General features: G+C 67.7%; 21 protein-coding genes and 3 pseudogenes. 10 read left to right on the top strand and 14 right to left on the bottom strand.

The window, feature by feature from the left end; all coding sequences use genetic code 11:
- Together ACFY3V_RS28935 and ACFY3V_RS28930 are read left to right on the top strand one after the other, a co-directional pair.
- The coding region (locus ACFY3V_RS28935) for an IS30 family transposase (RefSeq protein WP_389777914.1) at nt 1-753 on the top strand (753 nt) is incomplete at its 5' end.
- Between the two features lie 420 nt (nt 754-1173).
- Nucleotides 1174-2127: an ankyrin repeat domain-containing protein gene (locus ACFY3V_RS28930; protein WP_389777921.1), complete on the top strand. Its 954-nt coding sequence runs from the start codon at nt 1174-1176 to the stop codon at nt 2125-2127.
- A gap of 781 nt (nt 2128-2908) precedes the next feature.
- Here ACFY3V_RS28930 and ACFY3V_RS28925 read toward each other — a convergent pair.
- Nucleotides 2909-3352 (bottom strand): annotated as a pseudogene (locus tag ACFY3V_RS28925) (hypothetical protein); the annotation flags it as partial.
- 372 nt (nt 3353-3724) lie between these two features.
- Here ACFY3V_RS28925 and ACFY3V_RS28920 point away from each other — a divergent pair.
- Nucleotides 3725-4102: a VOC family protein gene (locus ACFY3V_RS28920; protein ID WP_362897785.1), complete on the top strand. Its 378-nt coding sequence runs from the start codon at nt 3725-3727 to the stop codon at nt 4100-4102.
- Between the two features lie 345 nt (nt 4103-4447).
- Here the strand turns inward: ACFY3V_RS28920 and ACFY3V_RS28915 are convergent, their stop codons facing one another.
- The 7 genes and pseudogenes from ACFY3V_RS28915 to ACFY3V_RS28885 form a co-directional block, all read right to left on the bottom strand.
- Nucleotides 4448-5110, bottom strand: a complete 663-nt coding sequence (locus ACFY3V_RS28915; RefSeq protein WP_362897787.1) for a response regulator transcription factor — start codon at nt 5108-5110, stop codon at nt 4448-4450.
- A 32-nt stretch (nt 5111-5142) separates the two neighbouring features.
- Nucleotides 5143-6315, bottom strand: a complete 1173-nt coding sequence (locus tag ACFY3V_RS28910; RefSeq protein ID WP_389777911.1) for a sensor histidine kinase — start codon at nt 6313-6315, stop codon at nt 5143-5145.
- A 24-nt stretch (nt 6316-6339) separates the two neighbouring features.
- Nucleotides 6340-7167, bottom strand: coding sequence for an ABC transporter permease subunit (locus ACFY3V_RS28905; protein ID WP_362897791.1), 828 nt, complete (start codon nt 7165-7167; stop codon nt 6340-6342).
- Nucleotides 7164-8081, bottom strand: coding sequence for an ATP-binding cassette domain-containing protein (locus ACFY3V_RS28900; protein ID WP_389777908.1), 918 nt, complete (start codon nt 8079-8081; stop codon nt 7164-7166). Before ACFY3V_RS28900 ends, ACFY3V_RS28905 begins: the two co-directional genes overlap by 4 nt.
- A 121-nt stretch (nt 8082-8202) precedes the next feature.
- Nucleotides 8203-9426: an amidohydrolase gene (locus ACFY3V_RS28895; RefSeq protein WP_389777906.1), complete on the bottom strand. Its 1224-nt coding sequence runs from the start codon at nt 9424-9426 to the stop codon at nt 8203-8205.
- Nucleotides 9423-10892, bottom strand: a complete 1470-nt coding sequence (locus ACFY3V_RS28890) for an MFS transporter (protein WP_362897798.1) — start codon at nt 10890-10892, stop codon at nt 9423-9425. Before ACFY3V_RS28890 ends, ACFY3V_RS28895 begins: the two co-directional genes overlap by 4 nt.
- Nucleotides 10893-10968: 76 nt before the next feature.
- Nucleotides 10969-11125, bottom strand: a pseudogene (locus ACFY3V_RS28885) (imidazolonepropionase); the annotation flags it as partial.
- 91 nt (nt 11126-11216) lie between these two features.
- Here ACFY3V_RS28885 and ACFY3V_RS28880 point away from each other — a divergent pair.
- From ACFY3V_RS28880 to ACFY3V_RS28870, 3 genes are read left to right on the top strand one after another with little or no spacing between them, the layout of a single operon-like run.
- Entirely contained in the window at nt 11217-12272 is a 1056-nt protein-coding gene (locus ACFY3V_RS28880) for an Lrp/AsnC family transcriptional regulator (protein ID WP_389777904.1), read from the top strand.
- 51 nt (nt 12273-12323) lie between these two features.
- Nucleotides 12324-13721, top strand: coding sequence for an L-serine ammonia-lyase (locus ACFY3V_RS28875; protein WP_389777902.1), 1398 nt, complete (start codon nt 12324-12326; stop codon nt 13719-13721).
- Nucleotides 13722-13773: 52 nt separating this feature from the next.
- Nucleotides 13774-14994 (top strand): amidohydrolase family protein, encoded by a 1221-nt coding sequence (locus ACFY3V_RS28870; RefSeq protein WP_362897804.1) that lies wholly within the window; start codon nt 13774-13776, stop codon nt 14992-14994.
- Between the two features lie 60 nt (nt 14995-15054).
- Here ACFY3V_RS28870 and ACFY3V_RS28865 read toward each other — a convergent pair whose 3' ends face one another.
- The 3 genes from ACFY3V_RS28865 to ACFY3V_RS28855 all read right to left on the bottom strand — a co-directional run bounded on the left by ACFY3V_RS28865 (nt 15055) and on the right by ACFY3V_RS28855 (nt 17453).
- Nucleotides 15055-15855, bottom strand: coding sequence for an alpha/beta hydrolase (locus ACFY3V_RS28865; RefSeq protein ID WP_355623081.1), 801 nt, complete (start codon nt 15853-15855; stop codon nt 15055-15057).
- 4 nt (nt 15856-15859) lie between these two features.
- Complete coding sequence (locus ACFY3V_RS28860) at nt 15860-16714, bottom strand: enoyl-CoA hydratase/isomerase family protein (RefSeq protein WP_350941381.1); 855 nt, start codon at nt 16712-16714, stop codon at nt 15860-15862.
- A 139-nt stretch (nt 16715-16853) separates the two neighbouring features.
- Nucleotides 16854-17453 (bottom strand): TetR/AcrR family transcriptional regulator, encoded by a 600-nt coding sequence (locus ACFY3V_RS28855; protein WP_389777898.1) that lies wholly within the window; start codon nt 17451-17453, stop codon nt 16854-16856.
- Nucleotides 17454-17602: 149 nt separating this feature from the next.
- Between ACFY3V_RS28855 and ACFY3V_RS28850 the strand changes: the two genes are divergently transcribed.
- A complete protein-coding gene (locus tag ACFY3V_RS28850) occupies nt 17603-19213 on the top strand; it encodes an MFS transporter (RefSeq protein ID WP_389777896.1) in 1611 nt (536 codons plus the stop codon).
- 5 nt (nt 19214-19218) lie between these two features.
- A pseudogene (locus ACFY3V_RS28845) lies at nt 19219-19329 on the top strand (NAD(P)-dependent oxidoreductase); the annotation flags it as partial.
- A gap of 107 nt (nt 19330-19436) precedes the next feature.
- On the opposite strand, the gene ACFY3V_RS28840 reads toward ACFY3V_RS28845, so the two are convergent.
- The 3 genes from ACFY3V_RS28840 to sigJ all read right to left on the bottom strand — a co-directional run bounded on the left by ACFY3V_RS28840 (nt 19437) and on the right by sigJ (nt 22521).
- Nucleotides 19437-20663, bottom strand: coding sequence for an RNA polymerase sigma factor (locus ACFY3V_RS28840; RefSeq protein WP_389777894.1), 1227 nt, complete (start codon nt 20661-20663; stop codon nt 19437-19439).
- A 21-nt stretch (nt 20664-20684) separates the two neighbouring features.
- A complete protein-coding gene (locus ACFY3V_RS28835; RefSeq protein ID WP_350941385.1) occupies nt 20685-21026 on the bottom strand; it encodes a YciI family protein in 342 nt (113 codons plus the stop codon).
- 484 nt (nt 21027-21510) lie between these two features.
- Nucleotides 21511-22521 (bottom strand): RNA polymerase sigma factor SigJ, encoded by a 1011-nt coding sequence (sigJ, locus tag ACFY3V_RS28830; protein ID WP_389777892.1) that lies wholly within the window; start codon nt 22519-22521, stop codon nt 21511-21513.
- Nucleotides 22522-22731: 210 nt separating this feature from the next.
- On the opposite strand from sigJ, the gene ACFY3V_RS28825 reads away from it, so the two are divergent.
- Nucleotides 22732-23238, top strand: coding sequence for a hypothetical protein (locus ACFY3V_RS28825; protein ID WP_389777890.1), 507 nt, complete (start codon nt 22732-22734; stop codon nt 23236-23238).
- Nucleotides 23231-24892 (top strand): multicopper oxidase family protein, encoded by a 1662-nt coding sequence (locus tag ACFY3V_RS28820; protein ID WP_389777888.1) that lies wholly within the window; start codon nt 23231-23233, stop codon nt 24890-24892. The genes ACFY3V_RS28825 and ACFY3V_RS28820 overlap by 8 nt, the downstream gene beginning before the upstream one ends.
- The last annotated feature ends 165 nt before the right edge of the window (nt 24893-25057 follow it).

The raw sequence follows: 25057 nt of genomic DNA, 5'->3' as shown, positions 1-25057 counted from the left end.
TGTCGCCCGAGAGCTCTTCAAAGTCCTCACCAGCCCAAACACCACGAGCAACGATCTTCGCGTCGCCGCTTGACAAACATAGGAGCATCGGAGCGATTCAGCCACGAGACGATCTACCGGGCGCTCTACCAGGGAGGAAAGAGCGGATTGAGCCGGAAACTCACGCGTCGGCTGCGCACTGGGCGGCCTCTGCGTACACGTCGCCGCCGATCCAACCGACGCAGCCCTCGCTTCATCGCGCCCGCGCTGCTCATCGGAGGCCGTCCGAGCGTGGTCGAGCAACGCCGACGTGTCGGGGACTGGGAGGGCGACCTGATCACCGGGCGCTTGAACCAATCCGCCATCGCCACGCTCGTCGACCGCAAGAGCCGCTACGTGCGCCTGGTCGCGCTTCCGATCCGCCATGACGCGCAGGCCGTTCGCGATGGCCTCATCGCCGTACTGCTCGACATGCCGCAGGCAGTGCGGCTGACACTGACCTGGGACCAAGGAGCAGAGATGGCCCACCATGACCAGATAGCCGCCTACCTGAGCGAAGGCGTGTTCTTCGCCCAGCCGGGCAGCCCATGGCAGCGCGGCACCAATGAGAACACCAACGGGCTGCTTCGCCAGTACTTCCCCAAACGCACCGACTTGTCCGTCCATACCGCGGCCGACCTACGCGCCGTTGAAGAGCGCCTCAACACTCGCCCCCGCAAGACGCTCGGCTGGCGCACTCCAGCCGACATTTTTGATCAAGCTCTGGCACTATGACTATCCGTCACCGTTGCGATGATCATTCGAATTCACCTGATAGCGCGATGCCTCCGCCCCCGCGAGAATCGCAACACTGAGGTGCATGAGGGATGGCTCGGCGGTCAGCGTACGTCGCGACGATGGTCCGCCCACTTGGCCGTCGCGCTGCGGCGTCATCCTCTGGACCGTCGTCGAATCAGCGTCCGAGGCGAGGGATCACAAACGGGGAGGCCGACCTCGACGACTTCGCGGGCGTGGCAGCTGCTACTTAGAAGGACTCCAGCGCAGTCCACGACGTGGGCGGCGGTGTGCCCGATGCCTGGCGGAAAGCCTGGACGCTCCCGATCCGGGCGAGACCAGGATCGAAATGTCGGTCGGCGCCGCCATGATCTGTGGCGAACGGTTCCGACGTCTCGCTGAGGAGTTCTCGTGGCTGCCATGGAAGAAACCGGATGGTCCGGTGTCAGGCGGAACGACTGGAAAGACGTGGAACTCATCCGTGCCAGGCTCGACGCCGGTGCCGACCCTGACAACCCCGGGTTCCTCCGCGAACCGCCGTTGACCGAAGCGGCCCAGTTCGGCTCTCCGGAAGTGATCGCAGTACTCGCCGCCCGCGTCCGCGACGTCGACGCGGAGTACGCCGGGTGCACCCCGCTCTGGGACGCCGTCTACGCAGGCCGCCCCGACAACGCCCGCGCTCTGGCCGAGGCGGGCGCCGACCCGTGGCGGCCGATGATGTCCGGCTGGTCTCCCGGCCGGCTGAGTCTGGCCACCCCCACCCCAGACCTGTTCACCGATCGACCGGCCGACGTGCGCCTGTCCGCCGCCGAGAGCGCCGCCGTCGCGGAGGCTCGGCGCCTGAACGCGGCCGTGGGCAGGTTCTCCCCCCACGAGGGGCTGGGCGTGGCCTGCGTGTCCGGCATCAGCGCGGCCGACGCGGTGAAGCGCCTGGACGCCACTCCGCTCGGCGACGACGAAGACGCCGACGAGATCGTGGCGCGGTACGCCGACGGCAAGGAGTCCATGGCCATCGTCGGTGTGAGCGACGTGCCCGGCGGATGCGTCGTCACCCAGCCGTGGGGATTCATGCCCTCCACCCCCAAAGTCGGCGAACTCCTGTCGAAAGGCACCGTCTGCTACGCCATGTACGCCAACGCGGCGAGCGGCAACCAAGGCAGGTGCCACCGCGACGGCGTCCTGGAGTACTGGGACGACCGCGGTGATCCGTCACCCGAGGCTTCGACGGACGACCTGCTCGCGCGCTACCTCTACAAACGCCAGGCGGTGGCCTACTCCTGCGCTCGCGCGGGCCTGCGGCTGACCGACCGCCGCCCCATCATCGGCCCTCCCGACCTGTGGGTCAGGCTCCCGGAACGGGACTATTGGCACTGACGCGGGGTCCGGCAGGCGGTTCTCACAGGTCCGGCCCAAGCGTCCCCGCCGCCTGCGACACCAGATCCCGGGGGGAGAGACGTCGTCGCTCTCCGACAGCACCCGCCGCATACTCTGGACGGCCCGATCTCCCGCCCGGGGGCACCTTCCAGGGCATGAACTCCTCAAACGGCACGACAGCGGCGAGTCCGAGGAACATCGGAGGTCAAGATCATTCGCCACAGCCAACTTCGATGACGTGTCCGGCGAGTGGTCACGGAGCGCTATATGACAGGGAGCCGGTCACTGTCATCGTCGATGACGCCAGACACCGCGCTTCGCCATCGCGCCATTCGGGGAAGCCTCCGAAGGCATGGGTACCCCTGTCGTCAGCCCCGGGGCAAGCGCGCATCCGGCTAGGGACTTGAGGATCGACGCGTGCTTCTGAGGGGCACACGTGCGTTTCACGCACGACCACCTCAACCTGCTCACGACGATGTACCGCAAGCCGGCCGCCCCGGTCAGGCGCGGCTCTCGCACGTCTTCTTGCGGGCGGTCGTCGACACGCAGGAGACCGAACACATTCCCACGAAACCGTCGCCGGAACTGATGGACCGATCCATCTGCGCCACCGTGCATGGGCTCGCCCTACTCGGCCTGCGGCAACCGCAACCGCGGTTCGGCCTGGACGAATCGCCAGAATCCTTGGCGGCCAGCACCTGGTCGATGACACGCATCCCTGATGCCGGTTGGCACCTTCGAGAGATGATCGGTGTCTTCATACTCCGCCTCCGAAACGGTGTCACTCGATCGTGAGAAGCCGGCAAGGCGTCGTGGTCGTCAGTTTTTCCACGACGTCAGGGCCAAGTCCATACACCTCCATGAGAGGCACGACGGTCCGTAGGAAATAGCCATAGCCCCAGCCCCCGTACTTGGCGAGTTGGATCTTCGTGTGGATGTCGTGACCCACCACGATCTGGTCGCCGTAGCCGCGCTCCATCAGGTCGGCGATCTCCAGGACGCGCGCGACGTCGTTGGGCATGGTGGGCAGGTGGTTCTCGGCCAGGGCCGCCGCGGCCGAGTAGTAGCCCTCCATGCCGAACACGTCGTACTCCAGTACGACGCCGTCGTCGAACAGGGCCAGCCGGGTGTCGAGCGAGTAGCCGCGGCGGTCCATGTGCCCCATGACGACGCGGCTCAGGTCGGCGCCCGCCTCTTTGAGCACGTCCCTGATCTCACCCGGCGACGCCTCGTTGCGCCCGCCGTCTGAAGGTCCCGACCACCCACGAGGGTGTCGACGGCCTGATCGCCATGGACGGCTTCGCCGACATCGACGACGACCCGGGCGTTGGGACGGGTAGGTCTACTGGCGCTTCACCAGGGCACGGTGCCAGCACAGCAACGTCACATTCCGGCTCGTGACCGGCCCACCGGAGAACAACTGGGCTGCAGCCGCCGCCGAAATCGAACGTTCGGCCCCCAATCTGGCCCATGCGCCGCTGCTCCGGCCAGCACTCACCCGGCCTGGCGGCCGCTCCTATCATGGAAACGAGGAGGCGAAAGACGTCGCGGCCCTTGTCGTACCCCCGCGTAGGGACCGTCTGGGAAGGAGATCTACATGTCAGTGCGGTTGAATCACACTATTGTGACAGCCCGTGACCGCGAGGAGACCGCCGCGTTTCTGGTGGAGATCCTCGGCCTGCCGCCCGCGACGGCCTTCGGGCCGTTCCTCGTCGTCGATCTCGGCAACGAAGTGTCTCTCGACGTCGCCGGAGCCGATGGTCCCGTGCATCCCCAGCACTATGCCTTCCTGGTCACTGAGGAGGAGTTCGACCAGATCTGGGGCCGGATCAAGGGCCGCGGACTCACCTTCTGGGCCGACCCGTTCCACCAGCGGCCGGGTCAGATCAACACCAACGACGGCGGTCGCGGCCTGTACTGGTCCGACCCCAACGGCCACAACCTGGAGATCATCACTCGCCCGTATGGAGGGTGAGCGCGGAATCTGAGAGATTGGGTCCGACATAGATCCTCACGACTTTTAATCCGTGGGTTCAGGGTTCGAATCCCTGGCGCCCCACCACTTATGACCTAATTTGACCGGTGGTTCTGGGCCGGTTTGGGGCCTCGGCGGCGAGGCGAGATCGGCCGTGGTTGCTCGCCGGTTGCTCATTGGTACGTCCCCCGCGCAGCGGGAACATCGCCGCGGGCCCTCACACGAAGCCGGACGCACATGACGGCCACAGAACAACCCTCGAGAGCGACCCGGCGGGGCTCTCTCCTCCCTGAACAGTCCGGCTAAGGGTCAAGCCCTGGCCAAAGACGGTCGGCAGAGGCGATCTCAGCGGTACGGAACTGCACCGGCGCGGAACGCGATGATGACCGCATGCACCCGGTCGCGAGCTCCGATCTTCGCGAACACCCGCCCTACGTAGTTCTTCACAGTCGACTCCGCGAGATGCAGGCGCGTGGCGATCTCCGCGTTCGTGGCGCCCTCGCCGATTGCCACGAGGATCTCGCGTTCCCGGTCCGTCAAGGCCGTGACCGCGGCGAGTGCCAATGACCGATCCTCGTTGTCGCGCCACGACAGGGGTGTCGCGGCGAGCCGGTCGAGCAGACGCCGAGTGGCGCTCGGCGCTATCACCGCATCTCCAGCGGCGATGGCCCGGATCGCAGAGAGGATCTCCGTCGGCTCCGCGTCCTTGGTCAGGAACCCGCTCGCGCCCGCCTCCAGCCCCGCGATCACGTACTCGTCGACGTCGAACGTCGTGAGGAGAAGGACTCTGGTCTCGCGTAGGCCGGCAATGATCTGCCGGGTGGCCTCGATGCCGTCTGTCCCGGGCATCCGCACGTCCATGATGACCAGGTCCGGGCGCAGCCGCTCCGCCTGACGGATCGCATCGTCGCCGTCCACAGCCTCGCCGACGACGTCGAGGTCGTCCTGGCCTGCGAGGAACATTCGCATGCCCATGCGCTGAAGGGGTTGATCGTCGACAAGCAGCACTGAGACAGGCACTGTCGCTGCCCTGACCTCGTTCATCCGAGACCCTCCGGTCGCTCGTGAGGGATCCACGCCCGAACGCGCCACCCGCACACCGTTCCGTCTGCCTCGAGCCACCCTCCGAAGGCCTCCGTCCGCTCGCGCATCCCGATAAGGCCGTGCCCGGGCTCCGCCGCAGGTGCTGAGCGGGCGTGTTCACCGGGGCCGCCGTCATCCGCCACCGTTACGAAGGTCGCCTCGCTGTCCGAAGCGACCGTCACGGTCACGGAGGCGCCCGGCCCGGCGTGTTTCAGGGTGTTCGTCAGCGCCTCTTGAACGATGCGGTAGATGGCGAGTCGACGGCCGGCGGAGAGCGATGAGAGCTCCCCGCTGCTTTCGAAGGAGATCCGCAGCCCGGCGAATCGGACGCTGTCGACGAGCGCGGCGAATTGCCGCCAGTTGGGTTGTGGCGGGGGCGCAGCCTCGAGACGTTCGTCGGGAGCGCGCAGGAGTCGCAGGACGTCCGCCACTTCTCTCAGCGAAGTGCGGCTGACTGCGCCGATCTCGGCGAACACCCGTGCGGCATCACCCGGTGACGAGCGCACCGCGATCGATCCGCCGTTGGCCAGCGAGGTGATCACTGAGAGGTTGTGACCGATGATGTCGTGCATCTCGCGGGCGATCCGCGCGCGCTCGTCGTTCACGGCTGCGCGCATGGCTTCCTCGCGCCGCCGGATGATCGTCTCGCTGGTAATGCGGACCTGCGATCCCGCCAGCAGTGCCGCGAGACTCATCGCGGCGATGGGCAGGAAGGATGACCACCGCTCCGTCAGTGCGGCCTCCGGGGTCCCGGCGGGGGCGAGGAACGCAGCCAACGCTGTGACGGCCGCGAGCGGTGCGCCGACGATGAAGGCCCCAGGTCGTCGGCGCCCTACTGCGAAGAGCAGTATCCACGCGGCCAGGAAAGTCCACGGCGCCGGCAGGCGGCCGGCCGTGGCCAGGGCGGCCAAGGTCGTGATCCCGCCGACCGCGACCACGAGGGCGGTGAGCGGACAGCACCGCCGGAACGCCACGGCACCGTTCACCAGAACGACGAACGGTACCGTGAGCGAATCGAGGGCCGGGGACGCGCTGACCGAGGCCGCTGCGGAGACCAGCGCGAGCGCGACGTCCCCGCACCACGGATGACGCCCGTCGAAGGCCTTCGCCTGGATGAGGAATCGCTTCACGGACGCCGACCTCGTTCCGTTTCGTCACGCATCACGCCTCTTCAACCGCCACCAGGCGGCGGCGCCGAGCACGGCCAACCACAAGATCAGAACGACGATCGCCACTCCGAGGCGGTAGGGCTCCGTCGCCAGTCCACCGGAACGCATCACGTTGATCGCTGCCAGCGGCATGAAGTCCTTGATGCCGGAGAACGGCTCCGGAAGAAGTGCGGGCAGGATCTGCGGCCCCATCTGGAACACGCCGAAGTACAGGCAGATCGCGCCGGCGGCGTTACGGATGAGCCAGCCGAGGAGCACGCCGAACAACGCACCGTACGGGAGCATGAGCGTGCCCCCGAGGACTCCCCAGAACATGTTCGGAGCGAAGAGCGACATGCCCACCGCCGAGGGAACCGTGCGTGCTGCCTGCAGCAAGAGATAGAGCAGAACCGATGCGACGGCCGCAAGCGCGGCGACGATGCCGGTGACGACGGCCGCCTTCGCCAGCATCACGCCGGTGCGACGAGGGTTGACGGTGAGGCTCGTCCGGATCGACCCGCTGGAGTATTCGGTGCTCACGCTGAGCACTCCGAGCACCACCAGCACGAGCATTCCGACTGGATAGATCGCCGTCCAGCCGAACGGGATGTCGGCAGCCTGGCCGCGGCCCAGCGTTCGGCCATCGAGGATCATGTAGCCGCAAAGGGCCATGATCAGACCGAACCCGGCCGCGAGGGTGATCCAGAGCGAGCGCACGGACCACAGCTTCCGCCACTCCGACCGGAGGAGCCCTCCGGCCGTGATTCGCACCGACCCGGGATCGTACGACGCGTCGTCGCCGGCGAGGTGAGCGGGGATGGTTTCGAGGTTCACGAGGCGACCTCTCGGTGGGTGGAGTACTCGACGGCGTTGCGGGTGATGTGCATGAAAGCCTCCTCAAGGGATGCGCGTTCCTCGACGAGCGCGAAGAGCGTCGCTCCTTCGGCGGCCGCGACTGTGCCGACCTCCCGCGCGGTCCGCCCGCGGACGAGGAGCGTGTCACGATCGGTCTGCCGGATCGATACGTTCTCGCCGCGCAGGGCGTCGGCAAGGCTGAGGGCGTCGGGCGAGACGACGCGCGTGGCCTGGGGTGCGACCGAGTCGATGACGTCGTCTATCGAGCCGGACGCGAGCAGCCTGCCCTGCCCGATGACGACAAGATCCTGAGCGACCAGGGACAGCTCGCTCATCAGGTGGGATGAGAGGAAGACGGTCCTTCCCTCGTCTGCGAGTCGCACAAGCAGGTGTCTCAGCCAGAGCACACCGTCGGGATCGAGACCGTTCACGGGCTCGTCGAGGACGAGCACGGCCGGATCACCGAGGAGCGCGGTCGCGATCCCCAGTCGCTGGCTCATCCCGAGCGAGAAGCCGCCGGCACGACGGCCGGCGACGATTCTGAGACCCACCATCTCGAGGACCTCGTCCACGCGAGCCCGGCCGATGCCGTGGGTCTCCCCGACCGCGAGCAGATGGTCGCGCGCACTCCGGCCGGGGTGGACCGATCGCGCATCGAGCATCACCCCGAGGTGCCGCATCGGGTCGCGGAGTTCATGGTAGTGGCAGCCTCCGATCGTGATGCCGCCGCGCGTCGGGCGGTCGAGGCCCACCATCAGCCGCATCGTCGTCGATTTCCCCGCGCCGTTCGGCCCGAGGAATCCGGTCACCACCCCGGGACGGACGGTGAACGACAGGTCGTCGACGACGGTCTTCTCGCCGTAGCGTTTGGTCAGATTCCGAGAAACGATCACCCCCCCACGCTAGGAATCCGTCGACGGTGTGACATCTGCCCTCAGTACCAACATGGGTGTGTCCGTGGTACCGACCTCCGATGACCGCAGTACCGGTGATGGCGCTCGGCGCGTTCCCGACTCACGTCCCGGTGGGCTCGAGACCCGCGCGCAACGCCTCATGTGAGAGTTGACCGAGGTGAGGTCCCGTGACGACGTCGACGACGGTGAGAGCCATCGCCAGGGCGCCGTCGATGGCGGCGCGTTCCGCGGCCGGGCCTGTCGCGTCCGCGGTGAACTCGGGGGTGTGCGGCCAGGACGTACTCCCGAGGACCGCGATAAGAGGGTGAATCGATGGCACCACGTGCGACACGTTTCCCATGTCGGTGGACCCGGCCGCGGGGCGCGGCTGTTCGCGTATTTCGCGGCCGAGCGATGCAAGGCTGCGGTCCCATGCGGCTGCCAGGATCGGATCCTGCCGCATGTCGGCGTATGTCGGCTCCGCTTCATCCCAGCTCCATGTGCATCCCGCCGCCGTCGCTCCTCCCTCGAAGCAGGTGAGAATTCGTCGTCGTGTCTCCTGCAGGTCCTCAAGGGTGTCGGCCCGAACCTCGACACGCACGGCGGCCGCGGCGGGGACGACATTGGTCGTCTGCCCGCCCTCGGAAACGAACGCATTGGCGCGAACGCCGTCGGGGAGATGCTGGCGGAGCAGACCAAGGGCGACGAGTCCGATTGTCGCCGCGTTTGAGGCGTTGTCACTGCTCGGAGTAGGCCCGCCCGTATGTCCCGGCCGGCCTTGGAACGTGATGTGCAATCGGCACACGGCCTGCGTGCGGACATCGAGGCAGCGGACGTCCTCGCCGGGAGCACCGTGCACCATGAGGGAGAACGTGACGTCGTCCCACGCGCCCGCATCCAGCATGATCACCTTTCCGCCGCCGTGCTCCTCCGCGGGGGTGCCGAGCAGCTTGATACGGAGGCCGATTCGATCGGCGACAGCCGTCAGTGCGATGGCCGCGCCGACGGCTGCCGCGCCGATGATGTTGTGACCGCACGCGTGACCGATGCCGGGGAGCGCGTCGTACTCGGCGCAGATCGCCACGGTCACGTCGCCGCTCCCATAGGTCGCCTCGACCGCGGTGTCGAGTCCATACGCGCCGATCGCGACGTCGAAGCCCGCGGCCTCGAGCTCTCGCGCGACGAGGGTCGACGCGCAGCGCTCCTGGAAGGCGATCTCGGGAACTCGGTGTATCTCTCGGCTGAGTGCGATCGCGGACTCCTCCCATTCCGTCCGGGAGGCGAGGATTGCTTCCCGGACGGAGTTGGACAATTCCGGATGGGAAGGGCGTTTTGCGATGGTCATCTTTCCTCGATCGGTTCGGCGGTGGGGGATTCGACGGTGGATGTCTCGTCGGTGTCAGGTTCTCTCGCCACGCGCATCCGCAGGGCGAGGGCGGAGAGCGCCAGGGAGATCGCCAGGCAGATCCCCCAGACGGCGAAGAACGACAGGGGCGTCGAACTCACCGCGGTCGATCCTTCGACGCTCCGCGTGGTGACGAAGAGGGACATCACCAGCGCGAAGACGGCGCCCGCGACCGCGCCCGCCGCAGTGCGCGCGGTGTTGAACAAAGCCGAGGCGATGCCCACGGAATCGGCGGGTGCGTTGCGCACCACGATCGAGGGGAGGACGGCGAGGAGGACACCGGCGGAAAGACCGCCCAAGGCCATCCAACCGATGAACATCGCCGTCGACCCGGAGAAGATGATCATGAGGGCGAAGCTCGCCCCCGCGACGACGCCGGCCAGCGCGACGGCTCTCGGCGGGGTGACCCACCGCGCAAGGCGTTCGCCGAGCAGCGTCCCGGCGAACGCGGCGATCGCGTAGAGCACGATGATGGCGCCGGCACCGGCCGGGGGCAGACCGAGTCCGTATCCCTCCCGGGCCGGATCGCTGAGAAGCCAGAGGAAGCTCGCGGTCTGCCCGCCGTAGGTCTGCGCTCCGAAGAGGGCGGATACGACGATCGGCAGGCCGATGCCGCTCTTCGCCAGCATCGACAGATCGACAAGGGGGTTCTCCACCCGGCGCTCCACGAACACCCAGAGCGTGAGCACGACGACGCCGCCGAGCACCAGAGAGAGGGTCCTCGCCTCGAGCCAGCCCCAGGCGCCGCCGTTCGAAATTCCCGTGAGGGTGGCGAGGAGACCGGCCGTGAGCAGGATCGCGCCCGTCCAGTCGATGCGGCCTTTCTTGCGTACGGTCGTCTCGGGCACGAGGAAGATCACCACCGGAACGCACAGGGCGATGAAGATCGCGGGGAACAGCAGGACCACGTTCAGGTTCTGCGTCGAGGCGTACAGCAGGCCAGAGGCGAGTGAGCCAACAGCCGCGCCGAGAGTGAGTGCACCGACCAGGACGCCGATGTTCCTGCTTGCCGACTTCGCGTCGCGGGAGCGGACGATCGCGAACTCAAGCGGTAGGAAAGCCGCCAGCGGCGCCTGAAGCGCGCGACCGAGAAGGAACAGCTCGAAGGTCGGCGCGAAAGCGACGACCAGCGAGCCGACGGCGACGAGTGCCGCCGCGGCGACGAGGAGCCGCTTGTGGCCGAACATGTCCCCGAGCTTCGCCAGGATCGGGACACACGCGACCGTGACCAGCATGTACATCGCGTTGACCCAGTTGAGGGAGCCCGCGCTGACGGAGAACTGCTGCCCGATCGCCGCGAGCAGAGGCGAGAACCACCCCTGCAGCATGCCGCTCCCCAGCTCCATGACGACCAGAAAGCCCACGACACCGAACGGCGATCGGGAGCGGAAGGCGAATCGCATCATCAATGACTCCAGTGTCAGCGCGGACATAGACGCTTCGTCTCACGCAGGCGCTCGCGCACGCCGTCGCGCGGGTTCACGGGGCGGTGCCGCGTGTCACGGTGACGGTGGAGCCGATGCCGCCACCGGCCGCGGTGATCGCGCTCGGCGTCGCGGTTGCCCGGGTAGACGAGGTGGGTGCGGGCGTCGATCAGGCCCGGCGTAACAAGCGTGCCGCCGAGGTTCTCCACGTCCTCGCGGTGACCGTATCGCCGAGATCATGATCAAACTATTTCAGTCCGGTTATGTGCTGATAGTCGTACACCAACGACACTAAAGTGACAGTTTATGGACAAAAAAGACATTAATCCGCAGATTCGCGGCCTGGATGAGATCGACAGGCGACTGATCCACGCGCTTCAGATCCATCCTCGGGCGCGATGGGCGGCGATCGCACCAATCGTGGGGGTGGATTCGGTGACGCTTTCCCGCCGCTGGGAACGCTTGTCCGGCGACGGTCTTGCCTGGGTCGCCGGGCATCCGGGGGCTGACGCTCGCGGACCCTCCGCGATCCTCGAAGTGGAATCCCACCCTGGTTCGACCCTTGAGATCGCTCAGGCGTTGGCGGCCGACCGGGAGGCGTTCACCGTCGACCTCACAGCAGGCGGCCGCGACATGCTGGTCATCGCGGGCGCCGAGAGCCTGGACGCCCTCGGCGAATACGTCATGACCCGGATGCGTCGGCTTGAGGGCGTCCGCGCGACGCGGACACATCTCCTCTCCTCGCCGTTCACCGACGCGGGTCAGTGGCGACTCCGCTCGCTGAGCGCCGCCGAGGTCGCCGCGGTCAAACGCACGGTCTCGGCCGACGTGCCCGAACCGGCGCGCATCGACTCCCAACTTGAGCGTGAGCTCCTGAAACTGCTCGGTGTGAACGGGCGTGTGACCATCGCCTCGATGGCGAGGGTTCTCGATGTCAGTGAGCGGCGCGTGCGGGAGACCATGGCTTCGCTGGCGAGTGGCGGCCGCCTGACGGTTCGTCTCGACCTCGCGCGAGCGCACTCCGGCTGGCCCGTGCACGCATGGTATTTCCTGCGGGTCCCTGCCAGGTTGACCGCTCGGGCGGGGACGGCCCTCGCCGGCATCAGCGAGATCCGCCTCGCCGCCTCGACAATCGGCCCGTCCAATCTCGTCCTCTCCGTCTGGATGAAGACGCTGGCGGACATTCAGCGGCTCGAGGTGGCGATCGAGGAGAACATCCCGGAAGTGGCTATCGCGGATCGATCGTTGGTGCTGCGGACGCTCAAGAAGGAGGGGCGCCACCTCGACGCGAACGGGAACGCAACCGGCGATTTTACGCCGCTTCCGATGTCTTTCCCGCATGCGGGAGCGCCTCTGCGATAGAAACCTGCATCGGATGGATCGGGACCGCCATGGTGCGTACGGTCCTCATTCATGACTGTCTCGGAGCCAACTGTCGGCGTGTTCGACCTTTTCACGATCGGTATCGGCCCTTCGAGTTCGCACACGGTGGGCCCCATGAGAGCCGCCGCCGAGTTCGTTGATCGTCTCACGGGCGAGACGATCATCGATCGGGTGGACAAGGTACGCGTGGAGATCTTCGGTTCCCTCGCCGCGACCGGTGCCGGACATGGCACATTCAGTGCCGTGCTCCTCGGGCTGGAGGGAGTCCGGCCCGATGCGGTGACCCCAGCGGAGATCACCGCAAAGCTCGCCGTGATCGAAGACACAGGGTTTGTCGCTCTCGGCGGCCGTCATCGCATCCACTGCCGCGTCGAAGACTTCATCCTCCGCCCGCTGACGGTCCGCGCCCGGCACAGCAACGCGCTGTCCTTCACCGCGTTCGACTCCACCGGCGCGGAGCTTGCCACGGATACGTACTACTCGATCGGTGGCGGCTTCGTCGTGCGTGACGGTGACGAGAAAAACGCCGGACCTCCGGCGGCACGTCGGCCCTTTCCGTTCCGCACCGCGGCCGAGCTGCTCACCATCTGCGAGGAGACCGGGTTCAGCATCGCCGAGGTAATGATGGCGAACGAACGGGTCCTGCGCTCGGAAACCGACATCCGGCACTTACTGCGAGGTCTGTGGGATGTCATGGAGTCGTGTGTCCGCTCGTCGATCGCCCGCGACGGCATTCTGCCCGGCGGTCTTGGCGTACGTCGCCGCGCCGGGGAATGGGCCGCCCGTCTCGCCGCGGAAGACCCCGACCACGCCAACGGATACTGGCAGCAACGAGTCAACCTCGTCGCCCTCGCCGTGAACGAGGAGAACGCGAGCGGAGGACGTATCGTCACGGCACCTACGAACGGTGCCGCGGGCATCATCCCCGCCGTGCTGTACTACGCCTTGCACTACACGCCGGCCAGTAGATCCACGACCACCGGCGAAGACGACATCGTCCAACGGTTCCTGCTCACCGCCGCGGCGATCGGCACCCTCTACAAGGCGAACGCGTCCATCTCCGGCGCAGAGGTCGGCTGCCAGGGCGAGGTCGGCTCCGCCTCGTCGATGGCCGCCGCCGGCCTTGCCGAGATCCTCGGGGGCACCCCCCAGCAGGTCGAGAACGCCGCCGAGATCGCCATGGAACACAATCTCGGCCTCACCTGCGACCCTATCGGCGGACTCGTCCAGATCCCGTGCATCGAACGCAACGCCATCGCCGCGGCCAAAGCCATCAACGCCGCGAACATGGCGCTCTGGGGGGACGGTGAACACCATGTCTCCCTCGACCAGGTCATCGCGACTATGCGGGAGACCGGCGCGGATATGAGCGACAAATACAAGGAAACCGCCCGCGGCGGCCTCGCCGTCAACGTCGTCGAATGCTGATCGGCGCCAATACGCCCCAGCCGGATCATCAGTCCAGGAGAAGCGAGCCCACATGCACTCCCGTACCGTGTTCAAGAACGGCGTCGTCTTCGATGGCACGTCCGTCTCCGACGCCGATGTCGCCGTGGCCGGTGACCGCGTCGTCGCGATAGGCGTGGACCTGGATGGCGACGAGGTCGTCGACTGCACCGGAATGTCGATCGTTCCGGGCCTGTTCGACTGTCACGTCCACGTGATGGCGCGCGATCTCAACGTCGCGCGTACCGAACAGCAAGCCTTCTCGCTTCAGTACTTCGAAGCCGGTCGCAATCTGTCCCTGCTACTGGACCAGGGCATCACCTCCGCGCGAGACGCTGCGGGGGCGGACCTCGGCATCAAGCAGGCGATCGAGCGCAAGCTCATCGAGGGGCCGCGGCTGCAGATCGCCATCGTGATGCTGTCACAGACCGGAGGGCACAGCGATCTGCATCTCCCATCGGGCGGAGAACGCTCGGTGCCGATGATGCTCGAGCATCCCGGCCGACCACGCTCGATCGTCGACGGCGTGGACGGCCCCGGCGGCGTTCGGCGTGGCGTCCGGGAGGTCCTGCGCGCCGGCGCCGACGTGATTAAGATCGCTACGACTGGCGGGGTCATGTCGCTGGGAGACAATCCTCGGCATTCACACTTCCGTGACGACGAGCTCGCAGCCATCGTGGCGGAGGCCGCGGCAGCCGAAACCTACGTCTTCGCTCACGCGCAGGGGACCGAGGGGATCAAAGCGGCATTGCGTCACGGGGTTCGCTCGATCGAGCACGGCTACTATCTCGACGACGAGGCGGTAGCCCTCATGCTGAAGAACGAGGCCTGGCTGGTCCCGACGCTCTCGGCGACGCGTGCCATCATCGACGCGGCGGCAAGCGGGGTGCCGATACCGGCCGAAAGTCTCGCGCTCGCCCAAGAGGCGCTCGAGGCTCACCGCGCGAGTTTCGCGCTGGCGGTCAACGCCGGCGTGAAGATCGCGATGGGAACGGATACCCCGCCGTACTGGAGCCCGTCCGCCAGTAACCTGGACGAGCTGGGACTCATGACCGAGGCGTCCTCCATGTCGGCGATCGAGGCGTGGCGAGCCGCGACGTCGAGCGCGGCGAAGCTGCTCGGGTACGACGATCTCGGCGTTATCGAGCCGGGCGGGCTGGCTGACATCGTCGTCGTGGACGGCGACCTGCTCGATCTTCGAGGCCTTCGCGGCCGGATCCGTCAGGTGTGGCTCGCGGGTGTTCGCGTCCGCTGAGAGCTCGTACAGGGAACGTCGTACAGGGAACGGATCCCCGGCGGGGATCCGTTCCCTGTACTAATCCGAGCCGGTCAGGAAGGCCGCGATCAGCGCGGCGGCCGATTCGGGTCGTTCGTTCTCCCATGCGTGACCCGCGTCCGCGAGCTGCAGAACGCTGGCGCCGGGGATCTCGTCCGCCATCGCCAGGACGTCGGCGACCCGTATCGTCGCGTCCCGTCGACCGTGCACCACGAGGGTCGGCGACGTGACGGAGCCGAGGAGGCCACGCGTGTCGAACCCGCGCGTGGCGGCAAACCGTCGCACGAGCTGCTCGCTCGCGGACTCCGGCGTCTCCCCTTCCGAATTCCGCGATCTCGCAGCGGCGCGGCCGACGGCGGGGGCCATCTGAGCCAGAAGAGCTCGGGCTCGCGCGTGATCGCCCGTTTCAAGCGCCCCGAGAAGGGCACGGACGCCGTCAGGAAGCCGGGCGGGATCGAAGGGGAACCGATTCGTGGAGCCGAGGATGAGCCGGTCCAATCGATTCGGATGCCGCAGTGCGAACGCCTGCGCGATCATTCCCCCGTAGGAGGTGCCCAGGACGTGGGCCTGGTCGAAGCCGAGAGCTGAGATCAGCGCGGCGAGATCGTCAGCGAGATCGTCGATCGTGTACGGCTCCGGGGCGAAGACACTGGCACCCCGATCGCGCTGATCGTACGTTACGACCGTGAACGTGTCGATGAGGTAACGGCGGAATGCGTCGAAGAGGTCCTGCCCGATCTGCAGTCCGTGGACGAGGACAACCGGGGGCCCCGCTCCGTCGATCCGGAAGGAAGTGCGGCCACCGTTGGTAACGGTGACCGCACCCTCACCTCCGGTCACCGTCTCACCAGACCTTGCGCTGGCGTGCGTCCGCGACCAGATCGGGGACGGGGATCAACGCCTTCGACCCGACCGTCGCGAGCGACTGCTGCGAGAAGTGGAAACCGAAGTCCTCCGCGACGAGCTTGCGCCAAGGGCGGTTGACGATGTTGTGCGTCGCCCATCGTGCGAATCGCGGCCGCTTCATGATGTCGCGCGCGAGCTCCCACGCCTTGGGCAGCAGTTCCTCGCGGGGCAGGACGTCGCTCACGAGCCCGTACTCAAGCGCCTTGGGTGCCGGGATGGAGGTGCCCCCGTAGATCGCGTAGGCGGCGCGCTTGCTCCCCATGAGATGCTGCAGCGCGAGCGCGAGACCGTCACCGGGGGCGGTGCCGGCCATGAAATGGGGATCCATGAAGTCCGCGTCCTCGGCGGCCAGGGTGACGTCGCACATGAGTGCGAACTCGGTGTGAATGCCTGGCCCGTTCACCGCGGCGATCGTGGGGATGTCGATGTTGTTGACGAAGTTCTCGATCAGCTTCCAGGCGTCGATCGTCTGCTGAAAGATGTAGTCGGGCTCCTCCTCGACCAGCGGCTTCGGCCACGTCTGTCGCGGGTCGCCCTGGAACCAGGTCTCGCCCGTGCCGGTGATGATGAGCACGTGGTTCTCGGAGTCGTTGCCCACGTCCTGCCACACGCGGCTCCACGCGTTGTGGGCGGCCCAGTTGTGGACGTACGGGCCGCCGTCGGTGTGGAGCCGCAGTTCGATGATCCCGTTCTCGCGACGCATCTTGAAGAACGCCGCGTACCTCTCGGAGTACTCCTCGAACGTCGTGGGGGGCACGTGACCGGCCCATCCGAAGCTGGACGCATTCGCCATCATGGCTCCTTTCGCCGAAGCGAGCCGACCTCGCTCATTAATGAGACAAAGTATCTCTTTAACTGCCGTCGGCCGGTCTCCGCCACGCGGTGCGCAGAGAACGGCACTCGAACGCGCGCACCTGCGAAGATTTCGCGCCCTATACGGCACCTCCTTGCCGCAAACCGGCGAGGACCATGCCGACGATCTTGTCCGCGTCGTCTCTGGTGAACGGTCGAGTCCGGCGGACAAGGAACCACTGCACAGGTCCGGCGAGCATCATGTTCACGAAACGCGCATCGACGGCCGGAAGCTGACCAAGGGCCGCTGCCGCATCGAGCCGGAGTTGCAGATCATCCGTGCGCCGCTCAAGGAGTTCCAGGCCTATCTCGCGCAGGCCGTCGTTCTCGTCGGCCCTCCGCATCAGGATTTGCAGGACCGCGCGACCTTCCGGGGTGGCGGAGGCCTCGGCGAAGGCACAGACGAACGCGACCAGATCGTCATGGATGTCACCGGAGTCGCGGAGGGGGACAAAGGTCTCCGCGAACCGCGCGAGTATGTCGCGGAACAGGTCCCCTCGATTCGGCCAGCGTCGGTACACCGTCGCCCGAGCGACCTGTGCTCGCGCGGCGAGGTCCTCGTACTGGAGGCCGTCAACCCCCTTCTCGGCCAGGATCTCGAGCGTGGCCGCCCACAGACGCTCGCTGACCAGCCGCGTGCGGCCCCCCGGCCGGCGTGCCGGTTGTAGTTCTGCACTCATTCTCGTCGCATCGACGCGGATCCGGCCCACCTGCGTGTTCTGTCGACCGGTACGGCCGCATCGATGACTCTCCCTCCGCTTCTCGTCGGCGACTCCCGATCGTAGTGACCAGACGATCATGCAACGATGTCGCCCGAAACGGTCGCGAGGTGCTCAATCCCGGCAGTTTCCCGCGCCGAGTCGCCAACCGTGGCCACTTTCCTGCAAACGCTAGGGGCGCCGACCGGGCAGGCCGACAATGTCCGGAATCTCAGATCGATGCCCCGATCGAGTCCAGATTCAGGGAAGTGGCCATGACCCAGACACCCACGAGCCCCTCCGAGACCGAGACTCCAGGCAGCGGGTGGAGCGGTCGGATCCTCTGGTGGGTCACCATCCTAATCATCGCCAACACGCTGGTTGACACGGTCGTCGTCGCACCATTGCTCGTGCTGCCGCAGATGTCGGAGTTCTTCGGAACCGACCAGAGCGCGTGGCTCAACGCCAGTGCGATCCTCGCCGGCGCGATGTGGGCCCCGCTCCTCGGCAAGAGCGCCGATGTCTTCGGCAAACGCCGAATGCTCGTCCTCGCACTACTCGTGGGCGGCATCGGCGCGCTGGTCTGTCTCCTGGCCCCCAACATCGGGATCTTCCTGGTCGGCCGCGTGATTCAAGGCGCCGCCGTCGGCTCCGTGTTCATCACCGTCGTGTTCATCCGCCAGGTCTTCCCGCCCCGCGTCGGTATGACGTCCGTCGGCATCGTCACCTCTGGCTCTGCGATCCTTGGCATCGTCTCGCCCTTCCTCTTCGAGATCGTCGTAGGTGCATACGGTTTTCGCTCGGTCTTCGTCGTGTCCGCGGTGCTCGCGTTCTTCGCTGCGCTGACCGTCCGCATCTTCTTGCCCGAGTCGCCGATCAAGGTGAGAAGCCGCGTGGACGTCGCCGGCGCCGTTCTTCTCGGGGCGGGCCTCGCGGGCATCCTGGCGTACATCAGCCTGGGTCATGACCTGGGCTGGATGAGCGCCGGCATGATCGCCCTGCTTATCGTCGGGATCGTCCTCCTTGGCGCATGGATCCTGACGGCGCTGCGCCTGCCCGAACCCGTCATCGATCTGCGGATGCTCACTCGTCCCGTCGTGGCCACCCTGGTGGTCGTTGTGCTCGGCGCCGGCGCCTACCAGGCACTCCTTCAGCTGGTCGGGCTGATCGCGCAGACCTCCGTGGACGAAGGGCTGGGGTACGGGCTCGCCGGCGCGTCGGGTGCGCTCGGCTTGCTCTTCGCCGTGCCGTCCTTCGGCGCGATGACAGGCGGGATCCTCGCCGGATGGCTCGCCGGACGGATCGGCCCAGCCCGCACACTCGCCGGCGGAATGGTCATCGGCACATTCGCCACACTCGGGCTGCTGTTCTCCACCTCCGCCTTCCTCCCCGCCGTCATCTCCACCGGACTCCTCGGCTTCACCGCCGGGGCCGTGGTCACCTCCGGCTTCAATCTGTCGACAACGCTGGTGAGCGAGGAGAAACAGGGGATCGTGGCCGCTCTGGTCCAGGTAATGCTCGGTGTCGGCGCTGTGATCCTCAACATCATCGGAGGAAGCATCCTCCGGGCGACCTCCCTCACCGGCAACGGCGAGCCGGTGAACTCCGCGGCGGGAGTCTCCCTCTACATCCTCGTGACGCTCGTGCTGTTCGCCGTCGCGACCATCGTCGCGCTGGCGATCTCCCGCCGTCGACCACATGACCGTGACGCAACGCGTGGAAACGCGGCTCAGCCCGCCTGAGCCCCGACCCCGACGAGATCGCCCCGTCGTACGTGTTCTTCGCCTCCGGGCGGCTGTCGTCCTACTACACAGGCGAGATCTTGGCGCCGATCGGCGGTGAGACCCTCCCGGGCTGACGGCCCCTCAACGGAGGACGATCGCCTGGCGATGGCTGATCCGCGCACATGGTCAGGGCGAGCGACGCGGTGAGGATCCTCGCCGCGTGCGGGGGCCGAGTAGGCCGTCAGAGAAGCCGCAGCCGGTTGCGCAGGAAACGGCGTTCGGCGTCGGTGGGTGCGAGATTGAGCGCCGCGCGGTAGCCGTCGGCCGCCTCCCGCGTACGGCCGGCGCGTCGCAGCAGGTCGGCGCGGGTGGCGTGCAACAGGTGGTAGTCGTCGAGCTGTCCGGTCCCGGCGATCGCGTCGACCAGGGGCAGCGCCGCCTCGGGACCGTCGGCCATGCTGATCGCCACGGCCCGGTTCAGATCCACGATCGGGCTCGGTGCCATCTGCGCGAGCCGCGTGTACAGCCCGACGATCTGCGGCCAGTCCGTCTGGTCGGCGACCGGCGCGGTGGCGTGACATGCCGCGATGGCCGCCTGGAGCTGGAACGGCCCGGCGCGGCGTCGCCGTAGTGCTCGTTCGCAGATCGCGGCACCCTCCGCGATCTGCGCCCGGTCCCACAGCGAGCGGTCCTGCTCGGCGAGGGTGACCATGTCGCCGGCCGCGTCCGTACGCGCCGGCCGCCGGGCGTCGTGCAGCAGCATCAGCGCGAGCATGCCGTGCGCTTCCGGCTCGTCGGGCATCAACGCCGTCACCACCCGGGCGAGACGGATGGCCTCCCGGCACAGCCGGGCCTTTTCCGGGTCTCCGTACCCTTCGTTGAAGAGCAGGTAGAGCACGTGGAGTACGGCGGGAAGGCGGTCCGGCAGTAGGTGCGCGGGCGGCACCCGAAACGGGATGCCCGCGTGCGCGACCTTCTGTTTGGCGCGAAAGAGGCGTTGGCCCATGGTGCGTTCCGGCACCAGGAACGCACGCGCGATCTCGGCGGTGCTCATGCCGGTCAGGCTCCGCAGGGTCAACGCCACCTGGGCTTCGAGGCTCAGCGACGGATGACAGCAGGTGAACATGAGCTCCAGGCGCTCGTCGGGGATCTCGCTGTCGCTCGAGTAGGGCGACGGTTCCAGGTCCAACGCGGCCACCTCCCGTAGTTTCGCCGCCTCGGTCGACGCGCGACGCATCCGGTCGATCGCGCGGTGGCGTGCCGCGGTGGTGAGCCACGCCAGTGGCTGATCCGGTACGCCTGATTCGGGCCACCTCTGGAGTGCCTGCGCGAACGCGTCCTGCGTACACTCCTCGGCCAGGTCCCAGGCTCCGCCGGTGAATCGGATCATGGTGGCCACGATCCGACTCCACCCGTCGGCGTAGATCCCGGCGATCCGGTCCTTCACCCGAGCCACCTGAGCTGTCATCGACGTCGTCCGTCTTGGCCGTCAGTCCTCGCCGTCGGGCCAGAACGGGCGCAGCTCGATCATCCCGGCCCACGCCATCGGGTGCCTGGACGCGACCTCGATGGCCTCGTCGAGGTCGCCGCACTCCAGGACGTCGAAGCCGACTATCTGGTCCTTGGTCTCCGCGTACGGGCCGTCGGTCAGCAGCACCTTACGGTCGCGGACGCGAACCGTGGTCGCGTCGCTCGCCGGCCGGGTGCGGTTGCCCATCAGCCGGATCCCCTTGCCGTCCATCTCCGTGACCCAGTCCTCCACATCCGGGGCGCCGTCGTCCTGGCCGGGCGTGTAGGCCGGGTCGGTGCACACCAGCATCAGGTACTTCATCGGGTTGCTCCTATCGTGTAGCCGGCGGTGACCATCACGGCGATCGTGGTGGCCATGTTTCGGCACAGGGCGATTGTGCACCGGTGACCATGCCCATGCGTGTCCATGGGTGCCCTCCTCTCCCGTGCGTCATGTGGATGACGAACGGGAAAGGCCCTCCACTACAGCCCACACCAAGATTCTTTCGCGCAGCCGGCCGGGGGGCGTGTCCCGCGCGCGGACGGGGCGGCGACTCTTCACGTGGAGACCTTCTCGGGGCCGGACCACACGATGACGCCGAGAGGTCACGACGGGCCACGCCTGGCGGTGCTCGGCGAGCGGGCGCTCGACGAAGAGCTTCGCGAGCACGGCCGGGGTCTGCTCCCCGTCGGCCCACAGGATCTCGGAATGTACGTCGTCGAGGAGCGAACGCGGCATAGACGGCCGCGCGGTGGTCTCGTCCGCGGAGTCCTACGGGTGTCGGTACGTGTCGATGCTCGTGTGCCTATCGCAGTCGTCTTTCTTGATCCATATCTGGATCCTGTTGTGGCGGAGCCGGCGTTTCCAGTGGCGGCCGCTGCGGTTCCGCCGTCCATGAGCGGAGCTTGTCGGGGTTGCGTACCGCCCAGATGTGCTTGATCCGGTCGTCTGCCACCTCGAACGCGTAGACCGACACGGTGACGCCGTCTTCCTGGGCGATCAGGCCGGGCCGGCCGTTGACCGTACGCTCCAGGAACGTCAGGTCGCGGAGCCTTCCCTCAAGCTGGACCAGGGAGCGCACGATCCGCTCGGCGCCTTCGACCGGGCGGAGCAGCGCGCCGGCGACGCCGCCGCCGTCGGCGGTCGCCGTGGCGCCGGGGTCGAGCAGGGCGACGAGGGCGTCGATGTCCTTGGCCTCCCATGCCTGTTTGAACTCCCTGACGATCCGGGCCTGCCGGGCCGCCGGGGTCGTGGACGCCCGCGCGGCACGGATGCGGCGGCGGGCCGAGGAGGCCAGCTGGCGGCAGGCCGCCGGGGTACGGCCGACGATCTCGGCCACCTCGGCGAAGGAGTAACGGAAGACGTCGTGCAGAACGAACGCGACGCGCTCGGCCGGGGTCATCGATTCGAGCACGACGAGGAAGGCCATGTTGACCGACTCGTCGAGAGTGACCCGGTCGGCCGGATCGACGGTGATGCCGCCCGGCCGCCCGCTGATCCACTCCGTGGCTTCGGGTAGCGGCTCGGGGATCCACTCGCCCACGTAGGTCTCTCGCCGGGCCCGTGCCGAGGTGAGCACGTTGAGACAGATCCGGCCGGCGACGGTGGACAGCCAGGCGCCGGGGGACGCGATGTCGTCCTGCTGCTGCCGGGTCATGGCGTACCAGCGGGCGTAGGTCTCCTGGACGACGTCCTCGGCCTCCGACAGCGAGCCGAGGAGCCGGTAGGCGAGATTGATCAGCCGACGCCGCTCGCTCGTGATCGCGCTCAGGCTTGGATCGAGCGGTCTTTCTCCTGGCTCGGGCTGGGTGGTCACGGTGTCCCCGACTTCTTTTGTCGCGGTTGCTGTCAGTAGGACGACAAGACAGCCCTTCGAAATGTGAGCTTGACGCGTCGTCTCACATTTCGAGGGGCTGTCTTGTCGTACCGGTCGGACGAACGCCTTTCCACTGGTCGTCTCGCCAGGCGGCGCGCCGACCGGCTTGCCGAGAACAGTCTCTTGCCGAGAACGGTGTGAGGAGAACGCTTGATGGTTACCGCGGCCAACGGGCTCCGCGCGGCCATGTCGGCCCGATCCGATGCCACGCATCGGACGAGGCCCGCCGACTGGGTGCTGCGGGCCGTCGTCAGCGCGCACGTGGTCGCGATCGCCGGTCAGCCGGTGTTCGCCGGGGTGTACATGAGCGGTGACTACGACGGCCTGCGCTGGCATGCGGCCGGTGCGGACGCCGTCACCTATGTCGGCTTGGTGCAGGTGATCGTGGGGATCGTGATCTGGGTACGGCTGCGTCAGGCCTGGCCGTTTCTTGCCACGTCGGCTCTGCTGACGGCCGAGTCGGTGCAGTACTTCGCCGGGCTGGACGGCGCCCTGTGGTTGCACTTCCCGCTGGGGGTGATGACCGTCGTCGCGCTCGTCGCGTTGTTCGTCGCCGTGTGGAGCCGGCCCCTCCGGAGGCGACAGCACCCCCGGAACGAGCGGGAGCGGATACGGAGCTCGCGGGAGCCGAAGCGGCAGGGAGCCGACGATGCGTGAGCCGTACGACGACCGATCCGGCCGTGCCCGTACGGTGACCAGGCGTCGGGCACTGGGCATCGGCGGAGCGCTCGGCCTGGTGGCGGCCGGCGGGCTGTCGGCCTCGGCCGCGCTGGCCCGCCGTACGCCGTTCACCGGGGCCGAACTGCGCAGCGCCGTGCCGCTGCCGCCCGCGTTCCAGGCGCCGTTGCCGCTTCCCTCCGTGCTGGCGCCGGTCAGCACTTCGGGCGGGGTCGACCGTTACGAGATCACCCAGCGCGAGGCGGCCGTGGAGATCCTGCCCGGTGTCAGGACGCCGCTGTGGACGTACGAGGGTGCTTTCCCGGGGCCGACGATCGAGTCGCGCCGCGGTCGGCCGGTCACCGTGACGCATCGCAACGACCTTCCCGTACCGACCGTCGTGCATCTGCACGGCGGCCGGACCCCGGCGGGGTCCGACGGATATCCGACCGACCTCGTCCTGCCCGAGGGCTGGCCGGACGCCGTCCACGTCACGCACACGGGCCCAGGCGGGCCGGGACACGTCACGCACACGAGCCCGGGCGGGCCGGGACATGTCATGCACGATCCGCGGGCGGTGGTGACCAGGCTGTCGCGGGACTACACGTTCCCGCTGGATCAGCGGCCGACGCTCCTGTGGTACCACGACCACCGGATGGACTTCACCGCCCCCGCCGTCTGGCGGGGCCTCGCCGGGCTGCACGTCGTCCGTGACGATGCCGAGGACTCGCTCGGCCTGCCCGCCGGGCGGCGCGAACTGCCTCTCATGATCGTGGACCGTGCGTTCGCCGCCGACGGCGGCCTCGACTACCCCGCCCTCGATCCCACGTCGCGGGAGCGGCCGGGCGTGCGCGAGCCGTACCTTGCCGGGGTCCTCGGTGACGTGATCCTGGTCAACGGCGCCCCGTGGCCTGTGCACGAGATCGACGCGGCCCGCTACCGGCTACGCGTACTGAACGCCTCCAACGCCCGGCACTACGAGCTTGAGGCGATCACCGACGACGGACACCGGCTCGACCTCGTGCAGATCGGGGCCGACCAGGGGCTGCTCGCGGCGCCGGTCGTCCACCGGTTCCTGCCGATCGCGCCGGCCGAACGCTACGACGTGGTCGTCGACTTCTCCGGCGTCCCGGTCGGCAGCCGCGTCAGAGTCGTCAACCGGCTCGGCTCCGGCCGCACCCGCGACGTGATGGCCTTCCGGGTCGCGCGCGAGGCCACCGACGACAGCCGCATCCCGCGTGTCCTTTCCACCGATCTCCCGACCTGGCGCCGGTCGGACGCCGTCCGGGTGCGCGACCTCTCCTTCCGCACCGGGCGTATGCACGGCGGTCACGGATGGCTGATCGGCGGGCTGCCGTTCGACCCCGCCCGCTCCGACGTCACCACCGGACTCGGCGACGTGGAAGTGTGGCGGCTGATCGCCGACGTCCACCATCCCGTCCACCTGCACCTGGTCGGCTTCCGGGTGCTCTCGCGCCGCGACCGGCCGCCTCTGCCCCACGACGCCGGTCTGAAGGACACCGTCTCCCTGCGGCCGGGCGAATCAGTGGAGATCATCACCCGCTTCGACGGCTATCGCGGCCGCTATCTCTTCCACTGCCACAACGCCGAACACGAGGACATGGGGATGATGGCCAACCTTGAAATCGTCTGACGCCACCGCGCCGCGGAAGGCCGGTTCCACAGGCCGAACTCCCCTGTGTCGCCGGGCGACCATGCCGGACCTGCCGTTCCTTACGCTCCGGGAACGTCAGGTCGCGGAGCCTGTCCTCCGGTGAGGTCGGCGCGTCGCCTCACATTCCGCGGGGCTGTCTTGTCC

The organism is Streptosporangium sp. NPDC000095, from assembly GCF_042899335.1.
Lineage (GTDB): Bacteria > Actinomycetota > Actinomycetes > Streptosporangiales > Streptosporangiaceae > Streptosporangium.
This window is presented reverse-complemented; position numbering and strand designations above follow the sequence as displayed.